23 protein-coding genes are annotated in these 21,706 nt (G+C 35.5%); 7 read left to right on the top strand and 16 right to left on the bottom strand.

From position 1 onward, the window contains the following. Window positions 1-35: 35 nt before the first annotated feature. Window positions 36-1,250 carry a nucleotidyltransferase gene (locus tag NKG37_RS16095; RefSeq protein ID WP_254414935.1) on the top strand — a complete coding sequence of 405 codons (1,215 nt, stop codon included), beginning with the start codon at window positions 36-38 and terminating at the stop codon, window positions 1,248-1,250. A 63-nt stretch (window positions 1,251-1,313) separates the two neighbouring features. Here the strand turns inward: NKG37_RS16095 and NKG37_RS16090 are convergent, their stop codons facing one another. Next, window positions 1,314-2,105, bottom strand: coding sequence for a patatin-like phospholipase family protein (locus NKG37_RS16090; protein ID WP_254414934.1), 792 nt, complete (start codon window positions 2,103-2,105; stop codon window positions 1,314-1,316). 210 nt (window positions 2,106-2,315) lie between these two features. On the opposite strand from NKG37_RS16090, the gene ylbJ reads away from it, so the two are divergent. The 3 genes from ylbJ to NKG37_RS16075 all read left to right on the top strand — a co-directional run bounded on the left by ylbJ (window position 2,316) and on the right by NKG37_RS16075 (window position 5,224). Continuing rightward, window positions 2,316-3,533 carry a sporulation integral membrane protein YlbJ gene (gene ylbJ, locus NKG37_RS16085; protein WP_254414933.1) on the top strand — a complete coding sequence of 406 codons (1,218 nt, stop codon included), beginning with the start codon at window positions 2,316-2,318 and terminating at the stop codon, window positions 3,531-3,533. 67 nt (window positions 3,534-3,600) lie between these two features. Next, window positions 3,601-4,629, top strand: a complete 1,029-nt coding sequence (locus NKG37_RS16080) for an IS1595 family transposase (RefSeq protein WP_224428602.1) — start codon at window positions 3,601-3,603, stop codon at window positions 4,627-4,629. A gap of 25 nt (window positions 4,630-4,654) precedes the next feature. Further along, window positions 4,655-5,224, top strand: coding sequence for a type II toxin-antitoxin system HicB family antitoxin (locus NKG37_RS16075; RefSeq protein ID WP_224428601.1), 570 nt, complete (start codon window positions 4,655-4,657; stop codon window positions 5,222-5,224). A gap of 343 nt (window positions 5,225-5,567) precedes the next feature. Here NKG37_RS16075 and coaD read toward each other — a convergent pair whose 3' ends face one another. The 12 genes from coaD to NKG37_RS16015 all read right to left on the bottom strand — a co-directional run bounded on the left by coaD (window position 5,568) and on the right by NKG37_RS16015 (window position 15,248). Next, a complete protein-coding gene (coaD, locus tag NKG37_RS16070) occupies window positions 5,568-6,059 on the bottom strand; it encodes a pantetheine-phosphate adenylyltransferase (protein WP_016200987.1) in 492 nt (163 codons plus the stop codon). Window positions 6,060-6,062: 3 nt separating this feature from the next. Next, the gene (gene rsmD, locus NKG37_RS16065; RefSeq protein WP_254416408.1) at window positions 6,063-6,629 is read right to left on the bottom strand and encodes a 16S rRNA (guanine(966)-N(2))-methyltransferase RsmD; all 567 of its coding nucleotides are present in this window, start codon (window positions 6,627-6,629) and stop codon (window positions 6,063-6,065) included. Between the two features lie 843 nt (window positions 6,630-7,472). Beyond that, on the bottom strand, window positions 7,473-7,748 hold the full coding sequence (locus NKG37_RS16060; RefSeq protein WP_016200985.1) for a YlbG family protein: 276 nt from the start codon (window positions 7,746-7,748) through the stop codon (window positions 7,473-7,475). Between the two features lie 146 nt (window positions 7,749-7,894). Continuing rightward, entirely contained in the window at window positions 7,895-8,344 is a 450-nt protein-coding gene (locus NKG37_RS16055) for a YlbF/YmcA family competence regulator (protein WP_302183186.1), read from the bottom strand. Window positions 8,345-8,420: 76 nt separating this feature from the next. Then, the gene (locus NKG37_RS16050; protein ID WP_254414932.1) at window positions 8,421-8,843 is read right to left on the bottom strand and encodes a hypothetical protein; all 423 of its coding nucleotides are present in this window, start codon (window positions 8,841-8,843) and stop codon (window positions 8,421-8,423) included. 87 nt (window positions 8,844-8,930) lie between these two features. Further along, entirely contained in the window at window positions 8,931-9,170 is a 240-nt protein-coding gene (locus NKG37_RS16045; RefSeq protein WP_016200982.1) for a YlbE-like family protein, read from the bottom strand. Window positions 9,171-9,184: 14 nt separating this feature from the next. Further along, window positions 9,185-9,604, bottom strand: coding sequence for a YlbD family protein (locus NKG37_RS16040; RefSeq protein WP_254414931.1), 420 nt, complete (start codon window positions 9,602-9,604; stop codon window positions 9,185-9,187). A 344-nt stretch (window positions 9,605-9,948) separates the two neighbouring features. Beyond that, entirely contained in the window at window positions 9,949-11,007 is a 1,059-nt protein-coding gene (locus tag NKG37_RS16035) for a CAP domain-containing protein (protein WP_254416406.1), read from the bottom strand. Window positions 11,008-11,211: 204 nt separating this feature from the next. Beyond that, window positions 11,212-11,679: a DUF420 domain-containing protein gene (locus NKG37_RS16030; RefSeq protein ID WP_016200979.1), complete on the bottom strand. Its 468-nt coding sequence runs from the start codon at window positions 11,677-11,679 to the stop codon at window positions 11,212-11,214. Window positions 11,680-11,887: 208 nt separating this feature from the next. Then, on the bottom strand, window positions 11,888-12,805 hold the full coding sequence (gene cyoE, locus NKG37_RS16025) for a heme o synthase (RefSeq protein ID WP_254414930.1): 918 nt from the start codon (window positions 12,803-12,805) through the stop codon (window positions 11,888-11,890). A 581-nt stretch (window positions 12,806-13,386) separates the two neighbouring features. Then, the gene (locus NKG37_RS16020) at window positions 13,387-14,625 is read right to left on the bottom strand and encodes an FtsW/RodA/SpoVE family cell cycle protein (RefSeq protein ID WP_016200977.1); all 1,239 of its coding nucleotides are present in this window, start codon (window positions 14,623-14,625) and stop codon (window positions 13,387-13,389) included. Window positions 14,626-14,966: 341 nt separating this feature from the next. Beyond that, a complete protein-coding gene (locus tag NKG37_RS16015) occupies window positions 14,967-15,248 on the bottom strand; it encodes an Fpa/YlaN family protein (protein ID WP_016200976.1) in 282 nt (93 codons plus the stop codon). Between the two features lie 261 nt (window positions 15,249-15,509). On the opposite strand from NKG37_RS16015, the gene NKG37_RS16010 reads away from it, so the two are divergent. Next, window positions 15,510-15,998, top strand: coding sequence for a peptidyl-prolyl cis-trans isomerase (locus NKG37_RS16010; protein ID WP_169188334.1), 489 nt, complete (start codon window positions 15,510-15,512; stop codon window positions 15,996-15,998). Window positions 15,999-16,059: 61 nt separating this feature from the next. Here the strand turns inward: NKG37_RS16010 and NKG37_RS16005 are convergent, their stop codons facing one another. Continuing rightward, window positions 16,060-17,394: a PhoH family protein gene (locus tag NKG37_RS16005; RefSeq protein WP_224427507.1), complete on the bottom strand. Its 1,335-nt coding sequence runs from the start codon at window positions 17,392-17,394 to the stop codon at window positions 16,060-16,062. Between the two features lie 217 nt (window positions 17,395-17,611). Here NKG37_RS16005 and NKG37_RS16000 point away from each other — a divergent pair, with 217 nt between their 5' ends. Both NKG37_RS16000 and NKG37_RS15995 read left to right on the top strand, forming a co-directional pair. After that, complete coding sequence (locus NKG37_RS16000; RefSeq protein WP_016200973.1) at window positions 17,612-18,220, top strand: YhcN/YlaJ family sporulation lipoprotein; 609 nt, start codon at window positions 17,612-17,614, stop codon at window positions 18,218-18,220. A gap of 81 nt (window positions 18,221-18,301) precedes the next feature. Further along, window positions 18,302-18,502 (top strand): YlaI family protein, encoded by a 201-nt coding sequence (locus tag NKG37_RS15995; RefSeq protein ID WP_016200972.1) that lies wholly within the window; start codon window positions 18,302-18,304, stop codon window positions 18,500-18,502. A 594-nt stretch (window positions 18,503-19,096) separates the two neighbouring features. On the opposite strand, the gene NKG37_RS15990 is transcribed toward NKG37_RS15995, so the two are convergent. Then, entirely contained in the window at window positions 19,097-19,246 is a 150-nt protein-coding gene (locus NKG37_RS15990) for a hypothetical protein (protein ID WP_254414929.1), read from the bottom strand. A gap of 622 nt (window positions 19,247-19,868) precedes the next feature. Further along, the gene (gene typA / locus NKG37_RS15985) at window positions 19,869-21,701 is read right to left on the bottom strand and encodes a translational GTPase TypA (protein WP_016200971.1); all 1,833 of its coding nucleotides are present in this window, start codon (window positions 21,699-21,701) and stop codon (window positions 19,869-19,871) included. Window positions 21,702-21,706: the final 5 nt, after the last annotated feature.

Below are 21,706 nucleotides of genomic sequence, written 5' to 3'. Positions count from 1 at the left end.
AATGTTTTTTCAGAAAAATGATTAGGGAGATTGTGATGAAGGCAGTTGGTGTTGTTGTAGAATATAATCCATTTCATAATGGTCATTTGTATCATATCCAAAAAGCGAAAGAATTAACACAAGCAGAGGTTGTAATAGCTGTTATGAGTGGTCCTTTTCTCCAGCGTGGGGAACCTGCACTTATTTCCAAATGGTCTCGAGCAGAAATGGCACTGGAAAACGGAATAGATCTTATTGTGGAGCTTCCTTATCCTTTTGCCACACAGCATGCAGCCGTATTTGCTTCTGGAGCAGTAGAAATTCTCCACAGCTTAGGCTGTGACTACTTATGCTTCGGAAGTGAGTCAGGAGACATAAACGAATTTGATTCTATTTTTAACCTGTTGGCGGAAAAAAAGGATGAAGAAGATAGACTTGTAAAAGAGTATATGAAACAAGGCATGAGTTATCCAAAAGCAAAATCATGCGCTATCCAGGAATTAACAAGTGTAAATAAAACACAAGGACTCAATCTTCATATGCCTAATAACATACTGGGATATGAGTACTACAAGTCAGTTCGTACAAATGCTTATCCAATGCAAGTTTGCACGGTTGCTCGTATTAAAGCTGATTACCATGATAAAAAATTCACTTCTGATACGATAGCAAGCGCTACAAGTATAAGAGAAGAATTGTTACAGACAGCAGGATCATTAACAACGATTGAACCCTTCCTTCCTTCTAGTAGTTATCAAGCGCTACAACAGTATAAAGAAACGTATCTTACTTATCATACATGGGAGAATTACTGGAGCTATTTAAAATTCCGGCTGTTGCAAACAACAGCAGAAGAACTTTCCACCATTTATGAAATAGAAGAAGGAATAGAATACCGCTTTCTTAAATATGTGAAAGAAGCATCATCATTTCAGGACTTTATCCGCTTACTAAAAACGAAAAGGTATACTTGGACAAGACTGCAAAGAATTTGTGTACATATTCTAACAAATACTAAAAAAGAAGAAATGCAAACTTACTCCAAGCCAGCATATATTCGCTTACTCGGAACAACAGCAAATGGTCGTTTGTATTTAAAGGAAAAAAAGAAGCAATTTCTTCTTCCTATCATTAGTAAGCTTTCTTCTTTTGAAAAAGAGAAAATAGTATTGGACGTACGAGCCTCCCAAATTTATGCATTAGGTGTGCCGGTTGCTGCTCAGCAAAAGTTGCTAGAGATGGATTATTCCAAGCCTCCTATTATGAAGTAATTTCTATTGAAAAGGGGCAACAAAATAAAGTAGCGCTTGCTTGCTATGCGCTACTTTATTTTGTTACTTCTTCTCATTAGCTTTTCTTTTCTTAATTTCCTTTTTAATCACTTTTATATATTTCTTCGTTTCTTCTTCTCCTATCTCAATGATTTTTTCTAAATCAGTAAATGCTTTGCTATTAAACATTTCAACAGGCGGCTTGATCATTACATCACTAGCAAATTCTCTTGATTCGACTAATTCCATTTGCATGATATCTAATGAACGCATAATCACATCATAAATATTCGAAATTTCTGTATTTATATTTACTTTAGCTACATCTACTGCAATAATGATATCTGCTCCCATTTCCTTTAAAACCGAAACAGGTACGCGATCGATTACTCCCCCATCTACTAGCAATCTCCCATTCATTTTTTCTGGAACAAATATACCCGGAATAGAAATACTGGCACGAACGGCATCAGCTATTGCCCCTTTCTTAAATACAACCTTTTCTCCTGTTAATAAATCGGCTGCCACAACAGCAACAGGTATATCCAAATCTTCAAGATTCTTTCCATAGGTGAATAAATGAATTAATTCCTTCACCCTCTTCCCAGCAATAAAGCCCATTTTGGGAACAGTAAAATCCAAGTAATATTTCCTTTTAAAGAACTTTGATAACGTATATAACCGCTGTATATCAGAACCAGCAGCATATAGGCAGCCAATAATCGCCCCTATGCTGCTGCCAGCTATATAATCTATTGGAATATTCTCTTCTCTCAATATTTTTATCACCCCAATATGAGCAAATCCCCTTGCTCCCCCTGAACCTAGCGCTAATCCAATTTTCGGGCGTTCCATATCGTCCCACCTATTCTTATCAAAATAACAATCTATATAATCTTATGGTCTTTTTTTGGAGGTTATGAGTATATTGATTGGTAGAGGGATATTCTTTAGGCTGTTTGTGTACAAGTATCTCTTTTTTTACATAAAAACTTTCAAACAGCCTTCCTTACATAGACGAGAATAAAAACCTACTATTTATATTTGAAAGGGGAGCAATATAATTTGTTACGCTCAAAATTGAAGACAATCGTACTCGCTTTATCTGCATCACTTTTAGCTCTTGCCCTGATTTCCTTTCCAGGGGTGGCGGTAGATGCTTCCAAAAACGGACTTAACACTTGGTGGACGATTGTTTTCCCTTCACTTCTTCCTTTCCTTATACTATCTGAAATATTAATAGGCTTTGGTGTTGTTCGTTTTATCGGTGTTTTGTTAGAACCCATTATGCGCCCTCTCTTTAAAGTCCCTGGAGTAGGCGGTTTCGTATGGGCAATGGGGATGGTATCCGGCTTTCCAACTGGAGCAAAATTAACAGCAAGAATGCGTGAGGAAAAACAGTTAACTAGAACGGAAGCAGAAAGACTAGTTTCTTTCTCTAATGCTTCTAATCCAATGTTTATTATCGGCGCTGTTTCAGCCTCTTTTTTCCATAGCCCAAAACTCGGATTACTATTGGCTTTTTCTCATTACTTAGCCAATTTTACAGTTGGGCTATTTATGAGATTCCACGGCAAGGATACAGAAAGAAATAAGTTAGAACCAAGAGAAAGAGCCTCTTTGAAAAGAGCCTTACGAGAACTGCATCATACTCGTTTAAAAGACAAGCGTCCACTTGGTAAGCTAATGGGAGATGCTGTAACCTCCTCTATTCAATCTTTATTAATGGTCGGTGGCTTTATCATACTTTTTTCCGTTATTAATCGTTTACTATTCCACTTACATATTACTTCCTTTTTTGCAAACCTGTTAGAATCAGTTTTTCATTTCTTTACATTTTCGGCTGATCTAACCATTCCTTTTATCGCTGGCATTTTTGAGATTACATTAGGAAGTAAATTAACGAGTGATGTAGAGACATCCACACTCATGCATCAAGCTGTTATAACTAGCTGTATTCTTGGATTTAGCGGATTAAGCGTACAAGCACAGGTCGCAAGTATTCTTGCCCAGACAGACATTCGCTTTAAACCATTTTTTATAGCAAGAATTATGCAAGCAATTTTCTCTGGAATCTATACGTTTATCGCTTGGGACTTCTTTAACAAAACTTTCTTGGCAAAAGACACTCCGACAATAGTAATTCCCGGAGTAACCAAGGAAGGAGATTTCTTTCGACAAATATTTGAAAATATTAGTGCATGGGGACCAATTGTAACCATTATTTCCTTAATGATATATTGTTTTATTTTAATAAAAGGCTGTGTTAAAGGTAAATGTTGATATTTGAAACCTTCCCGAAAACTTAGTATAATTGATTTAAGAACAAACATTCGGGGAGGTAGTAAGGTTGAGTAAAGCGTTCAATAATCTATTAAAGCATATCGGCAATTTATCACATACAGAAAAAGAGCGTGTGTTTCAATGGGTAAAACGCTATGTTGAACCTTCTTCCTCTGTCGGTGGTCGTCTGATTAATGAAATGCGAGAAACTCGTTTCAAAGAAGGTTTTGAATGCCCTCATTGTGCGTCAGAACACGTTGTTCGATTCGGAAAATATAATGGTCGCCAACGCTATCGCTGTAAATGTTGTAATAAGACCTTTACAGATACAACAAATACTGTTCTTTATCGCACTCGTAAAGGTGACGAATGGATTATTTTCGTTGATTGTATGTTCAAAGGTTATTCTCTGCGAAAATCTGCTGAAATCGTAGGGGTTACTTGGGTTACGCTTTTTTATTGGAGACATAAACTGTTAAACGCTTTAAAACAAATGGATTTTGACCATTTTGAAGGTATCGTTGAAATTGACGAGACCTATTTCCTATACTCTCAAAAGGGACAACGTGGCATTGCTGACCGTAAACCTCGAAAGCGTGGAGGAAAGTCTAAACATAGAGGTATAAGTCACGAACAAGTTTGCGTTCTTGTTGCAAGAGACCGAACAAAAGCAACTGTTTCCAAAGTCGCTTGTATGGGTCGAATTGTGAAAACTAAAGTTGATAATATGATTGGTTCTAAGCTGTCGTCTGATAATGTACTCGTTACTGATGCTTGGAGAGCCTATAAGACATATGCAAAAGAAAAGGGATTAGAACATTTTCGGATTAAATCAAATGACGGTAAACACGTAATTAAAGGCTTGTACCACATTCAAAATGTTAATGGCCTGCACTCCCGTATGAAACAGTGGATAAACCGTTTTAAAGGTGTAGCTACAAAGTATCTCGACAATTATCTTGCTTGGTTCCTTTTCATAGATAGTCGCAGTAACGAAAACACTAAGCATAATATCAAAGAGTTTCTATTATCATCATTTGTATTTGAAATGACAGACACATATAACAGTTTGAGACTGTCAAAATTCAATGTATAATCGTTATAATTAAGGATGTGTGGCTATGGTAAATCCCGATAAATTAGTTTATCCAGCATTCATACAACAGGACGATGAAGGAATATTTTGTGTTTACTTCCCCACTCTGTTTCCTGAATCTGGATGGGACTTTCCTTTAACAAGAGGGGAAACAAAACGTAAAGCGATACAAGATGCAAATAAGGATTTAGCTTACTATTTGGCAGGAATCCTATACGACAATGAAGAGCTTCCTGAACCCATCCCTATAAATAGCAATGACCTTTCCGAAGGGATGGAATTAATTGATATAGAGACATCATTTGAACCCTATGCCGAAGAAATACAGGAACATTTAAAAGGTCGCCATTGGCATATTACCTATTATGACGAAGAAAATGATGATTTTATTGAAGCCATTGGGTATAAAAATGAACAAGGAACGTGGGACATTTTTTTTGAGTTTTGTTCTGATGATGATATTGAAATTTTTGACTCCTTCTGCAAGAAAAATCCTGATTATCCTTTACTTTTTACAGTCAAATTAAGAACTGAAGCTGAGGAAAAATTTAATCAATTTGTTGAAGATGTAATTCTGAAACGGAAGAAGGATTAAACTAATCCATCTTAAACAGGGCGTTAGATGATTCAAAAATTAAGGAAACCCAATTTATTAGGGTCTCCTTAATTTTTATCCAATAATCAACATTAAAGATTAACTCCAAGGAGAGAAATATAAGAAAAGTGGAGGACACCCATTTAGGGGTATATTCCTTACACAGAAGAAATAATCGGAAATTCACTTAACCGATAGGCTACTTCTACTAAACATCAAATTGGCTACAGAAAATTTATACATTCTAACTGCAAAAAAGGACATCCATTGCCAAAAGAATTAGATGCAACTACTTCTTTTTTGGCAATATGTCCTTTTATTTATTCGCTACTATTTAAAAGCTTTATTTACGATTCTGATGAAACTTCGCTCTTAGTGCATCATGAACAATCTTTGGAACTAGTTCAGAAATATCCCCATCATACTTGCTCACTTCTTTCACTATACTTGAACTTAAGAAAGAATACTGGTTATTGGTCATAATAAAGAAAGTCTCAATATCATCTGATAAGACACGGTTCATTGATGTAATTTGCATTTCATATTCAAAATCTGATACTGCTCTTAATCCTCTAATGATTGCATTCGCATTCACACTTTTTGCATAATCGATCAGAAGTCCCTCATAAGAAGATACAGAAACGTTCTGAATATCTTTTGTTACTTCTCTAATTAACTCTAATCTTTCTTCTACCGAGAAAAAAGGTTTTTTGGCAGAATTATTCAATACACATATGTATACATGATCAAATACCTTTGCTGATCGTTTAATAATATCAATATGACCATAGGTTATCGGATCAAAACTACCTGGGCAAACTGCTATACTAGCCATTTCTTAGTCCTCCGTACCAATTTGTAAGGAATAAATAGAAACCGCAATTATTCCGTATTTTTCATGTTTCACTTGTTGAAATCTGCTTACTGCCTCAGGTAAAGAAATTTCTGAACCGTGTTCACAAACGATAACTCCTTCTTCCTTTAAGAGACCAGCTTCATCAATAAATGTTAGCATTTTTTCTAATTGCTGTTTTTTATATGGCGGATCTAAAAAAATATAATCGAATCTTTTTTCTCTTTTCTGTAATGCTTTCAAAGCACGATCCGCATCATTGCGATATACCTCAGCTCGGCTATCTAATTTGCATATAGAAAGATTTTCTTTAATAGTATGTATCGCTTTTCCATCTCTGTCTACAAAAATAACAAGATCCAGCCCTCTACTTAAAGCTTCAATACCTAGTCCACCACTCCCAGCAAATAAATCAAGGCCATCTCCTCCTTGAAAATATGGACCTATCATATTAAAAATAGCCTCTTTCACTTTATCTGTAGTTGGTCTAGTTGAGTTACCAGGCACTGCTTTTAATGGAATCCCCTTATTCTTTCCGGAGACAACTCTCATTTTAATCACCACAACCCTATTTTACTTTAACAACTTCTTTTACCTTCCCTATCCTACCATAAACGGAATGGAGAGCCAACATTTTAAAGATTTTCGCTTATTATTTGATGAAGCCTTTCTTTTCATCAAATACTAAGCAAATCAGTTTTTCTCGCATTGTTAAAAAAATATTACATTTTATGTATAAGTGTCCCCTTGATGGGGATAATGTAATTAACAGCATCTATTCGAGGATGTTGTTGCCAACCGCGGAGAAGACTTACGTTTCCCCATAAGTTCTTCCTCCGGTTTCTCCTCTCCCTTTACCTTCTTTCCTTATGAAAATAAGGATGTGGAAGGAGCCTGCAGGTACATGCCTGCAGGCTTTTTTTGATTTGCACTTCCTTTTTCACATAAAAAAACAGTATCTATGAATGATTTAGTGGAAAAGCGATACTCCAACAAATTTCATCAAAAATACTGTTTTTATTTATCGGCTCATAAAGGAAACTTCCATGAGTCGGGGGTTCTTCATCTCCCCACTCATGGTTACTTGAACCAATCGGACCTTTACGGACAGTTGCTCTCCCACCTATCTTCCTCGTATTTTCATAAGCTTGAGGGGGAGGCTTACTGGCCGTTAAGAGTGGGATAAAGTGAAACTTCTATCAGTGGGGGGTTCCTTCCTCCCCCACTGATAGTTAGTTGAACCAATCGGACCTTTACGGACAGTTGTTCTCCCACCTATCTTCCTCGTATTTTCATAAGCTTGAGGGGGAGGCTTACTGGCCGTTAAGAGTGGGATAAACTCAGGCTATTTCTTACCAAGCACTGATAATCATGAAATAGAAACTACTCTCTTAATTAAATCCCCATTTTATAATCGTATTCTTTCGCTTTATCTGGTCGCGAATTTTCAAATTCCATCTTTAAAAATGGCTTATAAGACGGCTCTACTTTTTTAACAAAAGAATGAGCATCAATTTTTTCCATTATGCTTTCTACATCACTTTGATTCGTGTAGAGCACAACATATTTTAACTTTTTGGAAATAAAATGAACATTCCCATATCTTCTTAACATTTTTGCTTGTTTTAGTGAAAATAACCAAACAATAATTCCCTGCCGTTGCCCTAGCATAATTTAACCCCTTTAAATTCCATTATTTATCATCATAGCATAGGCAAAGAAAATAGAAAAGCTAGAATCAGCATTTATGGCCAAACTAGTAATCGATGCTAGTAAAAAAGCAATGATCGTAAATTCGATCATTGCTTTTTAGTATATTATGCAGAACAACTACAGCTTCCACCACTTCCACAACCACCAGAAGAACAACCAGAAAGTTCATCAAAAAATGGATTACCTGTTGGGACTTTAATAAAAGTAGAAACAGAACGTCCGATAATGACACTAACATCGTCTAGGAGCTTTTGTAAACCATTCTCCGCTACTTTAAATGCTGCTACATTATCATCTAAATCCATATCGCGTTTAAGCTGTCTAATGTCCATCATCACTTTTTTGTATTCAGGATGGTATTTTCCAAAACGCTGAACTTCTTCATATAATTCTTTCATTTGGTTAAAAGAATGAATTTTTTGCTGTGTTTCCTTATTTGAATGTAGATTGGACAAACAAATACGGTATTGTTCTGCAACATCTGACTCTAGTATCATTTCTGCAATCTCTTCTGCTTCCTCTTGAATAAGGAATATTTCAGTTGTCGCAAGCACGTATTCGCTCACCTCCAACTCTTATTTTACATGAAAGATAAAAGAAAGAAAAGGTTTGCGTTTTCCTTTTTCCACTCTATTCTTTAATCATTATTGGAAATGCCTTTTTATATTTCGTTGTTTCGTTAGCAACATCAACTATGGATAGATTGATCGTATGTTTTCCTGGTTTTAGTCCTTCGATTACAAATGCCGCCGAAGAATATTCTTTTTTTGCACCGTCAACCTCTACTATTACTTTTCCTAATTTTCCGTTACTGTCTTCTCTGAACGAATAATCCTTTACTCTACATTCAACGAACACTTTGTTTCCTTTTACAATATGATGAACATCCATATTATCTTTTCCTGTATAGGATAAGGAGGCTTGTACAGCCGCATTAGTTGGGATTAAATAATTCGCTTCTTTTTTTGGTTTTACTTCTGGATCAGGTATATCGTTTCCACACCCAGCAAAAAGAAGAAAAGCAGGAATACAAATCAATCGAATTTTTTTCACTGTAAACACTCCTAGTAATTAATGAATTTTCTTTTAGTATTACCATTCATGTTTTTTTTACTCTAAGTATCAGTTATTACAGTATGATTAAGATTGAGCATTCATTGCTTGAAACATGCTAACCATCATCGAAGCCATTTGGACACCATTTGAAAACTTTTGTACATGATCTGGAATGGTTTTCTTATAATAATGGAGTGAGGCAATCTCAAAGGCTTCTAATTGATTCGGATTTCTGCTTAATTGTCTATACCATTGTGGCTGTTCCCGGATAAATTGTTGCAATTCTGAATTTTGCGCAATATATTCTTTTATACTTTGTCTCATATTATCCCCCTATTTTAATCTTGTCTAAATGAAAATGGGCCAGAAGGTTTTTGTTCTGTTGACGCAGAAGATCCGCTTGAACCACTATTCGGGGCAAATTGAAAAATGACTCCTTGTATTGTTCCTAAAGCCTGATTTAAATTTGCTAAATAGCCCTGAATTTGATTTTGATCCATATTTTTTAATGTATCAACGATATTAGACATCCAGACAGTTCGATTAGATGATGTCTCTTCCTCCTTTTTTGTGGAGTTTATCGTACTACCATCTAATAATCCTTCCCATCTCGCATCATTTGGACCTAATAAATACCAATCTTCATATAATTCCTGCAAAGTCACCTTCCCACTTCTCGCTTCTTTCAATACGTTAGGATTTTCTTTTACAAATGCTTTAAATTCTTCTACAGAAGGATGAAGTTTTTTATTAGCCATTATTAATTCACCTCTAATTTGATACATCTGCCTATGTTACTGTATGATAGCACGATAATAAATGTGCATTTTCCTTTCAAAATTCCCTCTGTGGTCTAAATGAGGCAAGTGTAAGGATAGATAAAGTGAAACTTCCATCAGTGGGGGTTTTCCTTCATCCCCCACTGATGGTTAGTTGAACCAATCGGACCTTTACGGACAGTTGATCTCCCACCTATCTTCCTCCTATACTCATAAGCTTTGGGGGAATCTTACTGTCCATTAAGAGTGGGATAAATTCTGTCAAAAAAAAAACTGCCAACCACTCCTTTACTGAGTTTGTCGACAGTTATGTGTATATCCCATTACCATTTTTCAATAAAATTCTGCGTATAATATTTATCAAATACCCCTACCCCAAGATGAGTAAATTTGTCATTTAATAAACATTCACGATGACCTTTGCTGTTTAGCCAACCTTCCATTACAGATGGTGCATCTGAATAACCTGCTGCGATATTCTCTCCAGCAACTTGATAAAATACATCTCCTGCTTTTAGACGATCCTCTAAATCTCCATACTTCTCAGAAGTATGGGAAAAGTCTTCTGTATCAAACATATCCTTACTATGACCTAAAGCTACCTCAGCAGTAGGTTGATCCCATTCCACAGTGTTGAGTTGAAATCTTTTTCTTAACACATTCGTCATATCTAATATTTGTCGTTCATTGCCCTCTTGAATTGCTTCACTATCTTCCACACTATTCTGTGTCTCTAATAGTTCTCCTCGATAAACTAATTCGTATGGTCTTAAATGAAGTAATGTACGGGCATCCATATAGCGAATACTTGATAAAGTACCGTTAAATTTATCAAAGTATAGCTGTGCATAATAATCGCCAATTTGAATCAATGGACGGTTATTTATTTCATCCTCTGATAACTCAAATCGATAGGAGGAGTTTTCATAATTAAAACTAATATTTGTTTCAATTGGCGTCATCGTATAAATCTCTCCAACTTCTTGTCCAATTTTATAAGGAGTAATATTCACTGAGTTGCCAATTGCGTAAACAGTAACGACTTTATCCTCTAGGATTCCAACTTGAAAATACTTAGAGTCATCCTTATTGTAAATCCACCAATCATATTCATATGCAGATGGATCAATTCTAGCTGGTTCTCCGTATTTCTTTTTTAGTTCACTTGTACTTTTACCGATTAAAGTTCCCAAACCTTCTTTAGGAACTGAAAGAACTTGCGTATTTTCCTTCGCTTCTTTGAGATTATCCTCCACTTTTGTAGGATTATCACCATTTTCAACTAGTACATCTGGCTGATTATTGTCATCTGTTATACTAAAATAGAATCCAATCGCTGATAACACTGCAATAATTACAACAGTTCTTAATAAAATTTTCAGAGGATTCCCCCCTCTCTAGCATTGTTTCTATTAATATATGTGGCTTTCTTACTAAATAGTATAACTTACTTTAAATAATTTTAATAGAATAAGTATTTTTTCAATTATGTAAAGTAAGTTAATTTTTAAAGCAATCCATCTCCTCAATAAAAGTGCAATAAAAAAATGCTTCTATTTTTTGTAGAAGCATTTTTCCTTTTCCTATTAAAAGCCTAATATTGCTTTTATAACAGATGTTGTTTCGCCACCATGGTAGAAAACATAAAGCAGTAAATAAACTGCTGTTCCTGTAATGGCTGTAATAAACCAGATAATACTTGTCATTGGACCTAACTTTCGATGCTTTGCATACTGTTTCTTATACCCTGTATACAACATGATAATCCCTAATACAGCACCTATTGTTGCCAAAGTGATATGAAAGATCAGAAAAATGGTATAGTAGATTTTAATATCATCAGGTCCACCGAAAGAAGTGTTACCAATAAAAATCGTTCTTGAAGCGTAAATGATGAAAAAGATTACTGCAAAAATTGCTGCAAAAAGCATGACGGTCTGATGCTCTTTTCTTTTTCTTTTCTTAATTAATCCCCAACCAATTGCTACAAAAATGGCACTTAAAATGATAAATGAAGTACTAATTGTTGGCAAAATCGGTAATGTAAATTCCATTAAACTACCCACTCCATAAAGTATTTACCTCTTTGTTTAACAAACTCCCAAATTCCCTTTAAATAAGGTTGTTTTCGTAAAGTTTGCTGCTAGTAACCCGCAGCCGGAATACACTTCGCTTTCCACTTATAAAAAAGTAACAACCTTTAATAAATTCTAAATCAAACATTATTCTCCTCGAAATGTTCTCCCCTTATGATAATTCCTTTTAGAATAATGTAAATACTACCATTGAAACAAATAGAACCGTTAAATATTGGATGGAATAAATAAACATCGCTGTAGCCCATTTATATTCATCTTGTTTTTTGCTTGCACGAATTCCTGTAATAACCCAACCGATATTTAGTAAAGTTCCTAATATTAAAAATGGAATACCGATTTGGTATAACAAAAATGGCAGTGGAAATAATGCGACAATCCATATATACGTATGTTTTTTTGTTACTTCAAACCCTTTAACAACAGGAAGCATTGGAATCCCTGCTGCACGGTACTCTTCCACTCTTCGAATTGCTAACGAGTAAAAATGCGGAGGCTGCCAAACAAACATAATTAAAAACAAGCTCCAAGCCATTACATGAAGTCCAGGATCAATTGCAGCCCATCCAATTAGTGGTGGAACGGCTCCTGAAAAACTTCCAATAACGGTATTTGATACAAGTCGACGCTTCGACCACATTGTATATATCACAACATAGCTAAATGCACCTACTAAAGCAATAACTGTTGCGGTAATGGTAGTTAATAATAAAAATAGTGTTCCAATTAACAGAAAGCCAAAACCTAAAACAGCAACTCTTACAGGCTTTACTTTCCCTGTTACGGTCGGCCTTGCCTTCGTTCTTTCCATTAATGGATCAATATCACGATCTATAAAATTATTTAACACACAGGAACCGGCAATAATCAACCCTGAACCTATCAATGTATATAATACAGTGTCAATTTGCTCTAAAAACTTAACATCTGTGAAAACTATTGCAAGCCAGATACCGGTAAATACAGTGATTAAGTTTGAATTCACGATTCCTATTTTAATTAATGCGAGAAAATCCTTCCAGGCAGTTGTTTCTGATTGTTTATTTGTCAATTTGGCTTCAGGATAAACGCGAGAATTAGCCATTTGATCATGTCTCCCCTTTCCAATACACAGTAAAAAATATACTACTATATAAAAATCCGTTCATTTCCATTGTGTCATTATTCACATTTAACAATATAGCAATGTTAAAAAAGACTCTTTTGCTATTAAAACATATTTCCACTAATATTTCTCTCTTTTTTCCCAAAAAACTTCAGTTGTCACATTATTGGTAAACATTAACATTATAAACACCTTCTTCGAAAGCGTTTTAAAAAGAAAAAGACACTCTACTTATTATAGCTTTTTTTCGCAAGGAAGCAAATGAATCAACCTGTTTTCTAAACCTTCTTATCTTTAGAACATACTAAAAAAAGATAGCACCTTTTTCGGTGCTATCTTTTTTTAGACTGTAGACAAATCCTTGAATTTTAGATATAGAGGTTTGTCTATAGTATATTTATTAGTTCCTTTGAATAGAGATGTTGCTTTCCGCTTCAGGGGTTCGCTTTCCGTGGGGCTCGCGCTGAGCCCACAGGAGTCTCACCCCTTCCACTCCAAGCAACGCATGAAATTTCAATTTGAGTTTCCAAAAATCTTTTTGTCGACAAACTGCTCTTTTATTAAAAATTTCGGTTTGGACGTACAAAAGTCGAAGTAGATTGCTTCTGCTCTGGAACATCCGGAACACCTTCTTCTTTTGGTTTATAAACTCTTTCATATTTAACAAACATCGAAACATTAACTAAAATTCCCATTCCAATTGATAATTGCAATAAGGACGATCCCCCATAACTAATGAAAGGTAACGGGACACCAGTCAGCGGAATTAATCCAGAAACCCCACCAATATTAATAAAAGCTTGTATTCCGATCATACTGGAGATGCCGATTGCTAATAAGCTCCCAAAAGGATCTTTGCACTTTAAGCCTGTATAAATCCCTCGTAAAACAATATAACTTAGCCCCACTACTACAAAGCCTACCCCAAAAATACCTAATTCTTCAGCAATTACTGCCATTATAAAATCGGTGTGACCATCTGTTAAATAACCTAATTTTTGTACACCTTGTCCCAAGCCTACCCCTTTAAGACCACCAGAGCCAATAGCAATAAGCGAGTTACTCATATGATAACCAGATTCTTGCACGACTTCTTCTGCAAATGGAGAATCTAGAAAAACAAAAATTCTCGCCATTTGCTTTTCTGTAAAGATGCTTTTACCAGCTAACTGCATGATGAAAACTAATAATAACAGAAATGATAGACCAATCAGCATTAACTTCGATAAATTTTTCCAGTTCATTCCTGAACAAAGAATAACGGTTGCACCAATCATAAAAATGATGGCAGCTGTTCCAAAATCCGGCTGAATAGTAACTAACGCACAAACAATAACCAAATAGGCTAGTGGAGGGACAACTCCCCTATTAAATTCATTGATATACGACTGCTTTTTAGAATAAATAGCCGATAAATAAATAATAACAGCTAATTTAACGAACTCCGCTGGCTGAAGACTTGCTGTCCCAATCTTATACCAGCTTTGCGCATTTCCATAAACACTACCAAACAAAAAGATTCCACTTAAAAACATAATAGAGCCAAATACCATTGGGACTAATATTTTATTACTTAATAAAGCTTTATACGGAAAAATTGCTACAACAATAAAGGCGATTCCCGCAACTAATATATATTTAAATTGCCTCTTATAAAAAAAATCGCTACTATCTTCTCCATAATATTGAACTGCCGAAACCATACTAGCACTATAAATCATAATTAACCCAAATAAAATTAATAGTACCATTGCTATAATCAGTGTATAATCATACGATTTTAATATCTTCTTTACCATTCAACCGCATCCCTTATTCAATCTCCTCATTTAGAGTATTCGTTGTCTCTTATCTATTTCCTGCTGAAAAGGATAACTTCCGTTCATTCTCTTAAAATATTGGGCAATTTTCTACTAAATTTCCGCTAAATATCAAGTTCGTTATTTATCCGGTGGGGAAGAAACAATACTTATCGTTTCCCAAGGCATTGTAGTACCGCCTTGCTCCGATCAAAAAACAACTATGGAAACAGACAATTATAATAATTAGGCGTATTCGTATGTACTTCCCTTATTTTAAAATAATACACCTAACCACTAAAAAAACTCAAACAATGACTGCTTTTGTTTGAGTTTACTTTTTATTTTCTTATAGATGCTTCATGCAAAATCGATAATTCCTTTTCCAACTCATCTAAAATTTTCTTACCAACTTGTTCTTCTACTAATCCTAATCGAATAGCAAAATCTATCTCTTTAGACAATCCATACATTTGCGTATCCAATACCTCTTCATATAGAGGACATTGTGGCATTGTTAAATTATCCATCTGAACTTTAATTAGTTTTAATATTTTTTCAGCATCTGCTTTCAATAACTCATTTGCTTTTTCTTTATGATTAATAATCATTTCAGAAGTCAATCCTATCCCCCCGTTTCCGAGCGCTTATCCTATCTATAAAGTTTAAACTCAACCTAGAAAAATTGCAAGAACAATCCCCATGAAAAATCCAAATAGTTTTTGTTCTAGCATTCAAAATGACAGAAAGAAAAGAAAAGACTATACTTAAAATAACATCGTTTTCGTCTGCTAGTAAAATTAGTTACTTAAAATAATTTTGATGTTATTAATTTGCAGATTTTTTCTACAAACAAAACAAAGTACATAAGGAGGAATCTTTAAATGAATAGTATTATTCAAGTTACCGGACTGGTGAATTTTCCGATTACTATCGATCCGACTGTATGGATATTTGATGATCGCAAACAAACTGCTGATACCGTATTTGCACCAGTTGAAGTGAAAGATGAATTAGAAGCGTATACAAAAGAAGCCTCCAAGCACTGGGATCAAGAAATTACAGAAGGTGCAAAAGTTCCAGAGCAGTCTACAAAAACCTATCAAAAAGTAGAAATGCTCACTGGAACCTTCTATATGTCCTTAGCACCATTTATAAAAAATGCGGAACCGAAGAAAGATGCAACAACTCTTTTAGTCACAATGGCTAATGAAGAATACGCCATTCCTTTAGAAGAAATCGACTCGATCTTCTTATTATTTTGCATAAAAGGAAAACCACTTACAGAAGATGGTCCAGTACATATTTATGACAATAGAAAAGACAAAGAACAAACTCCGATAAAAAATGTGCAAGCATTTAAAATTACATAATTCGAAACATACGCCATCCCAGCATTGCTAGGATGGCGTATATTAATTAATTAGACTAAGACTAGAGAAGATCTGCTGCTAACTGTGCTAAAGAAGATCGTTCTCCTTTTACTAATTTTACGTGACCCGCAATTGGCTGATCTTTGAATCGCTCTACTACATAGCTTAACCCATTATTAAAGGCATCTAAATATGGATGATCAATTTGTTCTGGGTCTCCCATAAGAACAATCTTACTACCTTCTCCTACCCTCGTTAAGATCGTTTTCACTTCATGTTTCGTTAAATTTTGTGCTTCGTCAATAATAATAAATTGATCAGGAATACTGCGACCTCTAATATAAGTTAATGCCTCCACTTCAATTGATCCCATACCAGCAAGAATTGCTTCTAATTCTCCAGGCTTTTTTGTATTAAACAAATACTCGAGATTATCAAAGATTGGCTGCATCCATGGCCTTAATTTTTCTTCCTTTTCTCCCGGAAGAAAACCTAAATCCTTTCCCATTGGGACGATTGGCCTTGCTACTAATAATTTTTTATAATCTCCAAAATCCTCTGTTTGCATCAATCCAGATGCTAACGCCAATAATGTTTTCCCCGTTCCGGCTTTTCCAATTAGCGTAACTAAAGGCATGTCTTTCTTTAATAACATTTCAATCGCCATTGTTTGCTGAACATTTCTTGGGCGAATTCCCCAAATATGCTCATGATCGAATACTAATTTTTTTACATATTTCCTTGATGGATCCACTATTGCTAATGCAGACGAAGAAGAACCTAACACATCCTTTAAGATCAGAAACTGATTTGGGTAATAAATCCCATTGCCAATTTCTCCAATAGGGAGCTGTCCATTCTCATAAAAGCGATTTAAAACATCAATGGTTACTTGTACATCCATAAAACCAGTATACAAATGATCATTTTCAACTACTCGATCACTTAAGAAATCCTCACTCACCAGACCTATCGCATCTGCTTTTACACGTACGAGCGTATCTTTACTTACTAAGATAACGGTTCGTCCATTTTCTTTTTTGCTTTCTTCTATTGATAAGTTTTTTGCTACTGCTAATATACGATTATCATTTGTCTTTTCCACAAATATTTCTTGAAGCTCATGAAAAGAACGGTGATTCAGTTCAATTCGTAAAGTTCCACCATTCTCCAAAGGAATTTTATCGTGCAACTTTCCTGTTTCTCTTAAGTTATCGATCAATCTAGATATTTGTCTTGCGTTCCTTCCGATTTCATCCATGTACCGTTTTTTGCTGTCTACCTCTTCTAAAGCTACTGCTGGAATTACTACATCATTGTCACTAAAAGAAAAAATAGAATAAGGATCCTGTAACAAGACATTTGTATCCAATACGTAAATTTTACTCAAACCGATGCCCCCTGCTCTAAAACGTCATATATTGCTGCACTATCCGTGTAACGGAAAGAACCTTGGTAAAATATATGTTTTATCGCATAAAGATAGAAGATATTTTGCACAATAAAGAAAGAGGAACCGTAAAAAAACATAAAAATGCTCATTTCCACCTACAAATTAGGTGAAAATGCACACTTTTAGAAGTTATTCTTCAATATCAAAGGAGGTAATATTTGTGAAAAAAGGATATTTATTAATTTTATTCCTTTTTCTTCTTTCTGGATGTACAAATAATAACGTGGAAAATAGCCAACAATCTGAGAATAGAGAAAATCCCCCTCATGTAACGAATGTTAAAAATTCTACTATACAAGAGGTGGACCGTAAGACTGGCCAGGATATCGCGAAAAGACTCGTTACTCTTGCCACAAGCATTGAGAATGTCAATGATGCCACAGCAGTAGTAATCGGTAGATATGCGCTTGTAGGAGTGGACATCAATGCAGACTTAGATCGTTCTGAAGTAGGCTCGATTAAATACGCAGTTGCTGAAAGCTTAAAAAATGACCCAGACGGAGCAAATGCAATTATTATTGCAGATCCAGATCTCAATGCAAGACTTAAAGAGATTGGCGAAGATATTCAAAATGGGAAACCGATTCAAGGAATATTCAATGAATTAGCTGATATTAGCGGAAGACTCATTCCTGAGATACCAGCAGATATGATTAAGAATGAGCCTGATAGAGATCTCAAAAATCCAAACGAAAATTTAAATAATGAAGAAGAAAAAGAACTGAAAAAAGATCAAGATGAACAATCAAATAATCATATAAGAGATTAAAATTCGATTTTTTATGCGATTATATATTATAATGTGCCTATAATCCATTTTATCGAACTTATATGATTAGAGGTGCAGCTATTGAAAGTTAAATGTGTGATATGTGATAAAATTGAAGATATAGACGAAAACTCCTTTCAGGCAAAACGTCTGCGAAATCGACCGATTCATACGTATATGTGTAAAGAGTGTGAAGATAGAATTGCTGAGAATACTAAGAAAAGAATCGATTCTGGCAACTTCGTCCTTTATCAAAACAAAACACAGGAAGATGATTGGTAAACAAAGAAAATATATAGGTAAAAAGGGGCTGGGACATAAGTATTCCAGCCAAGGATAATTCCGAACAATTATACGAAGATGCTAATGAATGTTCCGTATAATTGTTCGGGCTTTTATTTGTTTTTCAAAGGATGTTTCCATGAAGTTTGGTGCGATTCCCCGCAGCCGGAATACACTTCGCTTTCCATGGGGCTCGCGCTGAGCCGCTTCGGCCTGTGGCCTGCAGGGTCTCAGACTGTCTCGCTAATCCCATAGGAGTCTTCGTGTATTCCGGCTGCTCTGTTTTTCCAACTAATTATATTTCCTCTTGTAAAAAGTATGCGAAAGCAGCCGCTATTTACTAGCTATATTAGAAATTGTTCGTCTTTACAGAGTATCTATTTAGTTATGTCCCATCCTCTTTTATGTAGGCTTGGCAATTAACGGCATCATTAATTCAGGCGCTAGTTCTTCGCTTTTAATGACCATGGCTGTTAATCGCATATCTGTTTTCGATTTGCCTCGAACATAACCCTCTCCATTAACATTTTCCTACTCACAATGCTAAATGTGGAGTCATCTCCTGCATGAACACCACTTTTTACTCTTACAATGCTAAATGTGGGGTTCATCTCCTGTATGAACACCACTTTTTACTTTCACAATGCTAAATGTGGAGTCATCTCCTGCATGAACACCACTTTTTACTCTTACAATGCTAAATGTGGAGTCATCCCCTGCATGAACACCACTTTTTACTCTCACAATGCTAAATGTGGGGTTCATCCCCTGTATGAACGCCACTTTTTACTTTCACAATGCTAAATGTGGGGTTCATCTCCTGTATGAACGCCACTTTTTACTCTCACAATGCCAAATGTGGGGTCCATCTCCTGTATGAACACCACTTTTTACTCTCCCAATGCCAAATGTGGGGTTCATCTCCTGTATGAACACCACTTTTTACTCTCACAATGCTAAATGTGGGGTTCATCTCCTGTATGAACGCCACTTTTTACTCTCACAATGCCAAATGTGGGGTTCATCTCCTGTATGAACGCCACTTTTTACTCTCACAATGCCAAATGTGGCTTTCATCTCCTGTATGAACGCCACTTTTTACTCTCACAATGCCAAATGTGGGGTTCATCTCCTGTATGAACGCCACTTTTTACTCTCACAATGCCAAATGTGGCTTTCATCTCCAGTTTCCAATATGAATGCCTTTTTCCAACTTGCTTGCGGTCACTAAGGACGCTTCTCTGTTCCCTTTTCACTTGGTTTTCCTGTTTACGGTCAATGATAAAAATTCTCAGTCATATCCCCCAACATCCCACTATTCAAAACACAAAAAGAAGCCATCAAAAGATGACTCCTTTGCCTTCTATTATTCAGCAGTTTTTTTCTTCTTTTCTGCTCTTTCACGTTCTGATTTATTTAAGATTTTTTTGCGTAAACGAATAGATTCAGGAGTTACTTCACAATACTCATCATCATTCAAGTATTCTAAAGATTCTTCCAACGTCATAATTCTAGGTTTTTTCATTGTTGCTGTTTGGTCTTTGTTTGCTGAACGGATGTTTGTTGCTTGTTTTACTTTTGTGATATTAACAGTAATGTCATTTTCACGAGTATGTTCACCAACAATCATACCTTCGTAAATTTCAGTTCCAGATTCTACAAAGATAATTCCACGGTCTTCTACTTGCATTATTCCATAAGTAGAAGATTTTCCAGATTCCATACTTACTAATACACCTTGACGACGTCCACCGACTTGACCTGAAGCCATTGGTTGGTAGCTGTCGAATGTATGGTTGATGATACCATATCCACGAGTTAACGTTAAGAACTCAGTTGTATAACCAATTAATCCACGAGCTGGTACGTTAAAGATTAAACGAACTTGTCCGTTACCATTGTTGATCATATCTAACATTTCGCCTTTACGGGCACCGATTGATTCCATTACAGAACCTGTATGTTCTTCTGGAACATCGATTTGTACACGTTCAATTGGCTCACAACGAACACCGTCGATTGTTTTTACGATAACTTCTGGTTTTGAAACTTGAAGTTCATAGCCTTCACGACGCATATTTTCAATTAAGATAGATAAGTGAAGCTCTCCACGTCCAGAAACAGTCCAAGCATCTGGAGAATCTGTATTTTCTACACGTAAGCTTACATCTGTTTCTAATTGCGCGCGTAATCTTTCTTCAATTTTTCTTGAAGTTAAATATTTACCCTCTTTACCTGCGAAAGGAGAGTTATTAACTAAGAATGTCATTTGAAGAGTTGGCTCATCAATACGTAAAACTGGAAGTGCCTCTTGATGATCAAACGGACATACCGTTTCACCAACGTTAATATCTTCCATTCCTGATACTGCGATTAAATCACCAGCATATGCTTCTTCTATTTCTTGACGTTTTAATCCGAAGAAACCAAAGATTTTTGAAACACGGAATTGTTTAACAGTTCCATCTAGTTTCATTAAAGCTACTTGTTGACCAACTTTCATCGTACCGCGGAATACACGCCCGATCCCAATTCTTCCAACATAGTCATTGTAATCTAGAAGAGCTACTTGGAATTGTAAAGGTTCTTCACGATTATCAACAGGTGCAGGAATATGATCAACGATTGAATCATATAATGATTGCATGTTTTCATCTTGTTTTTCAGGGTCTAAGCTAGCAGTTCCATTAATAGCTGATGCATAAATAACTGGGAATTCTAGTTGCTCTTCTGATGCGTCCAACTCAATAAATAAGTCTAAAACTTCATCAATTACTTCAGCAGGACGAGCAAAGTCACGGTCAATCTTGTTAACAACAACAATTGGTGTTAAATTTTGCTCTAAAGCTTTTTTCAATACGAAACGTGTTTGTGGCATACACCCTTCATACGCATCTACCACTAGTAAAACACCATCTACCATTTTCATGATACGTTCTACTTCACCACCGAAGTCAGCATGTCCTGGTGTATCTAGAATGTTAATACGTTTATCTTTATATTGAATAGCAGTATTTTTCGCTAATATTGTTATTCCACGTTCTCTTTCTAAATCATTAGAATCCATTGCACGTTCTTCTACATGTTCGTTCGTACGGAATGTGCCGGATTGTTTTAACAGCTGGTCAACCAAAGTCGTTTTACCGTGGTCAACGTGAGCAATAATAGCAATGTTACGAATATCTTCTCTAATTTTCAAAAATT

The sequence above is a fragment of the Niallia sp. RD1 genome, from assembly GCF_024219955.1.
Taxonomy (GTDB): domain Bacteria; phylum Bacillota; class Bacilli; order Bacillales; family Cytobacillaceae; genus Niallia; species Niallia alba.
The sequence above is the reverse complement of the archived record's forward strand: the minus strand, read 5'-3'. Positions and strand labels throughout refer to the sequence as shown.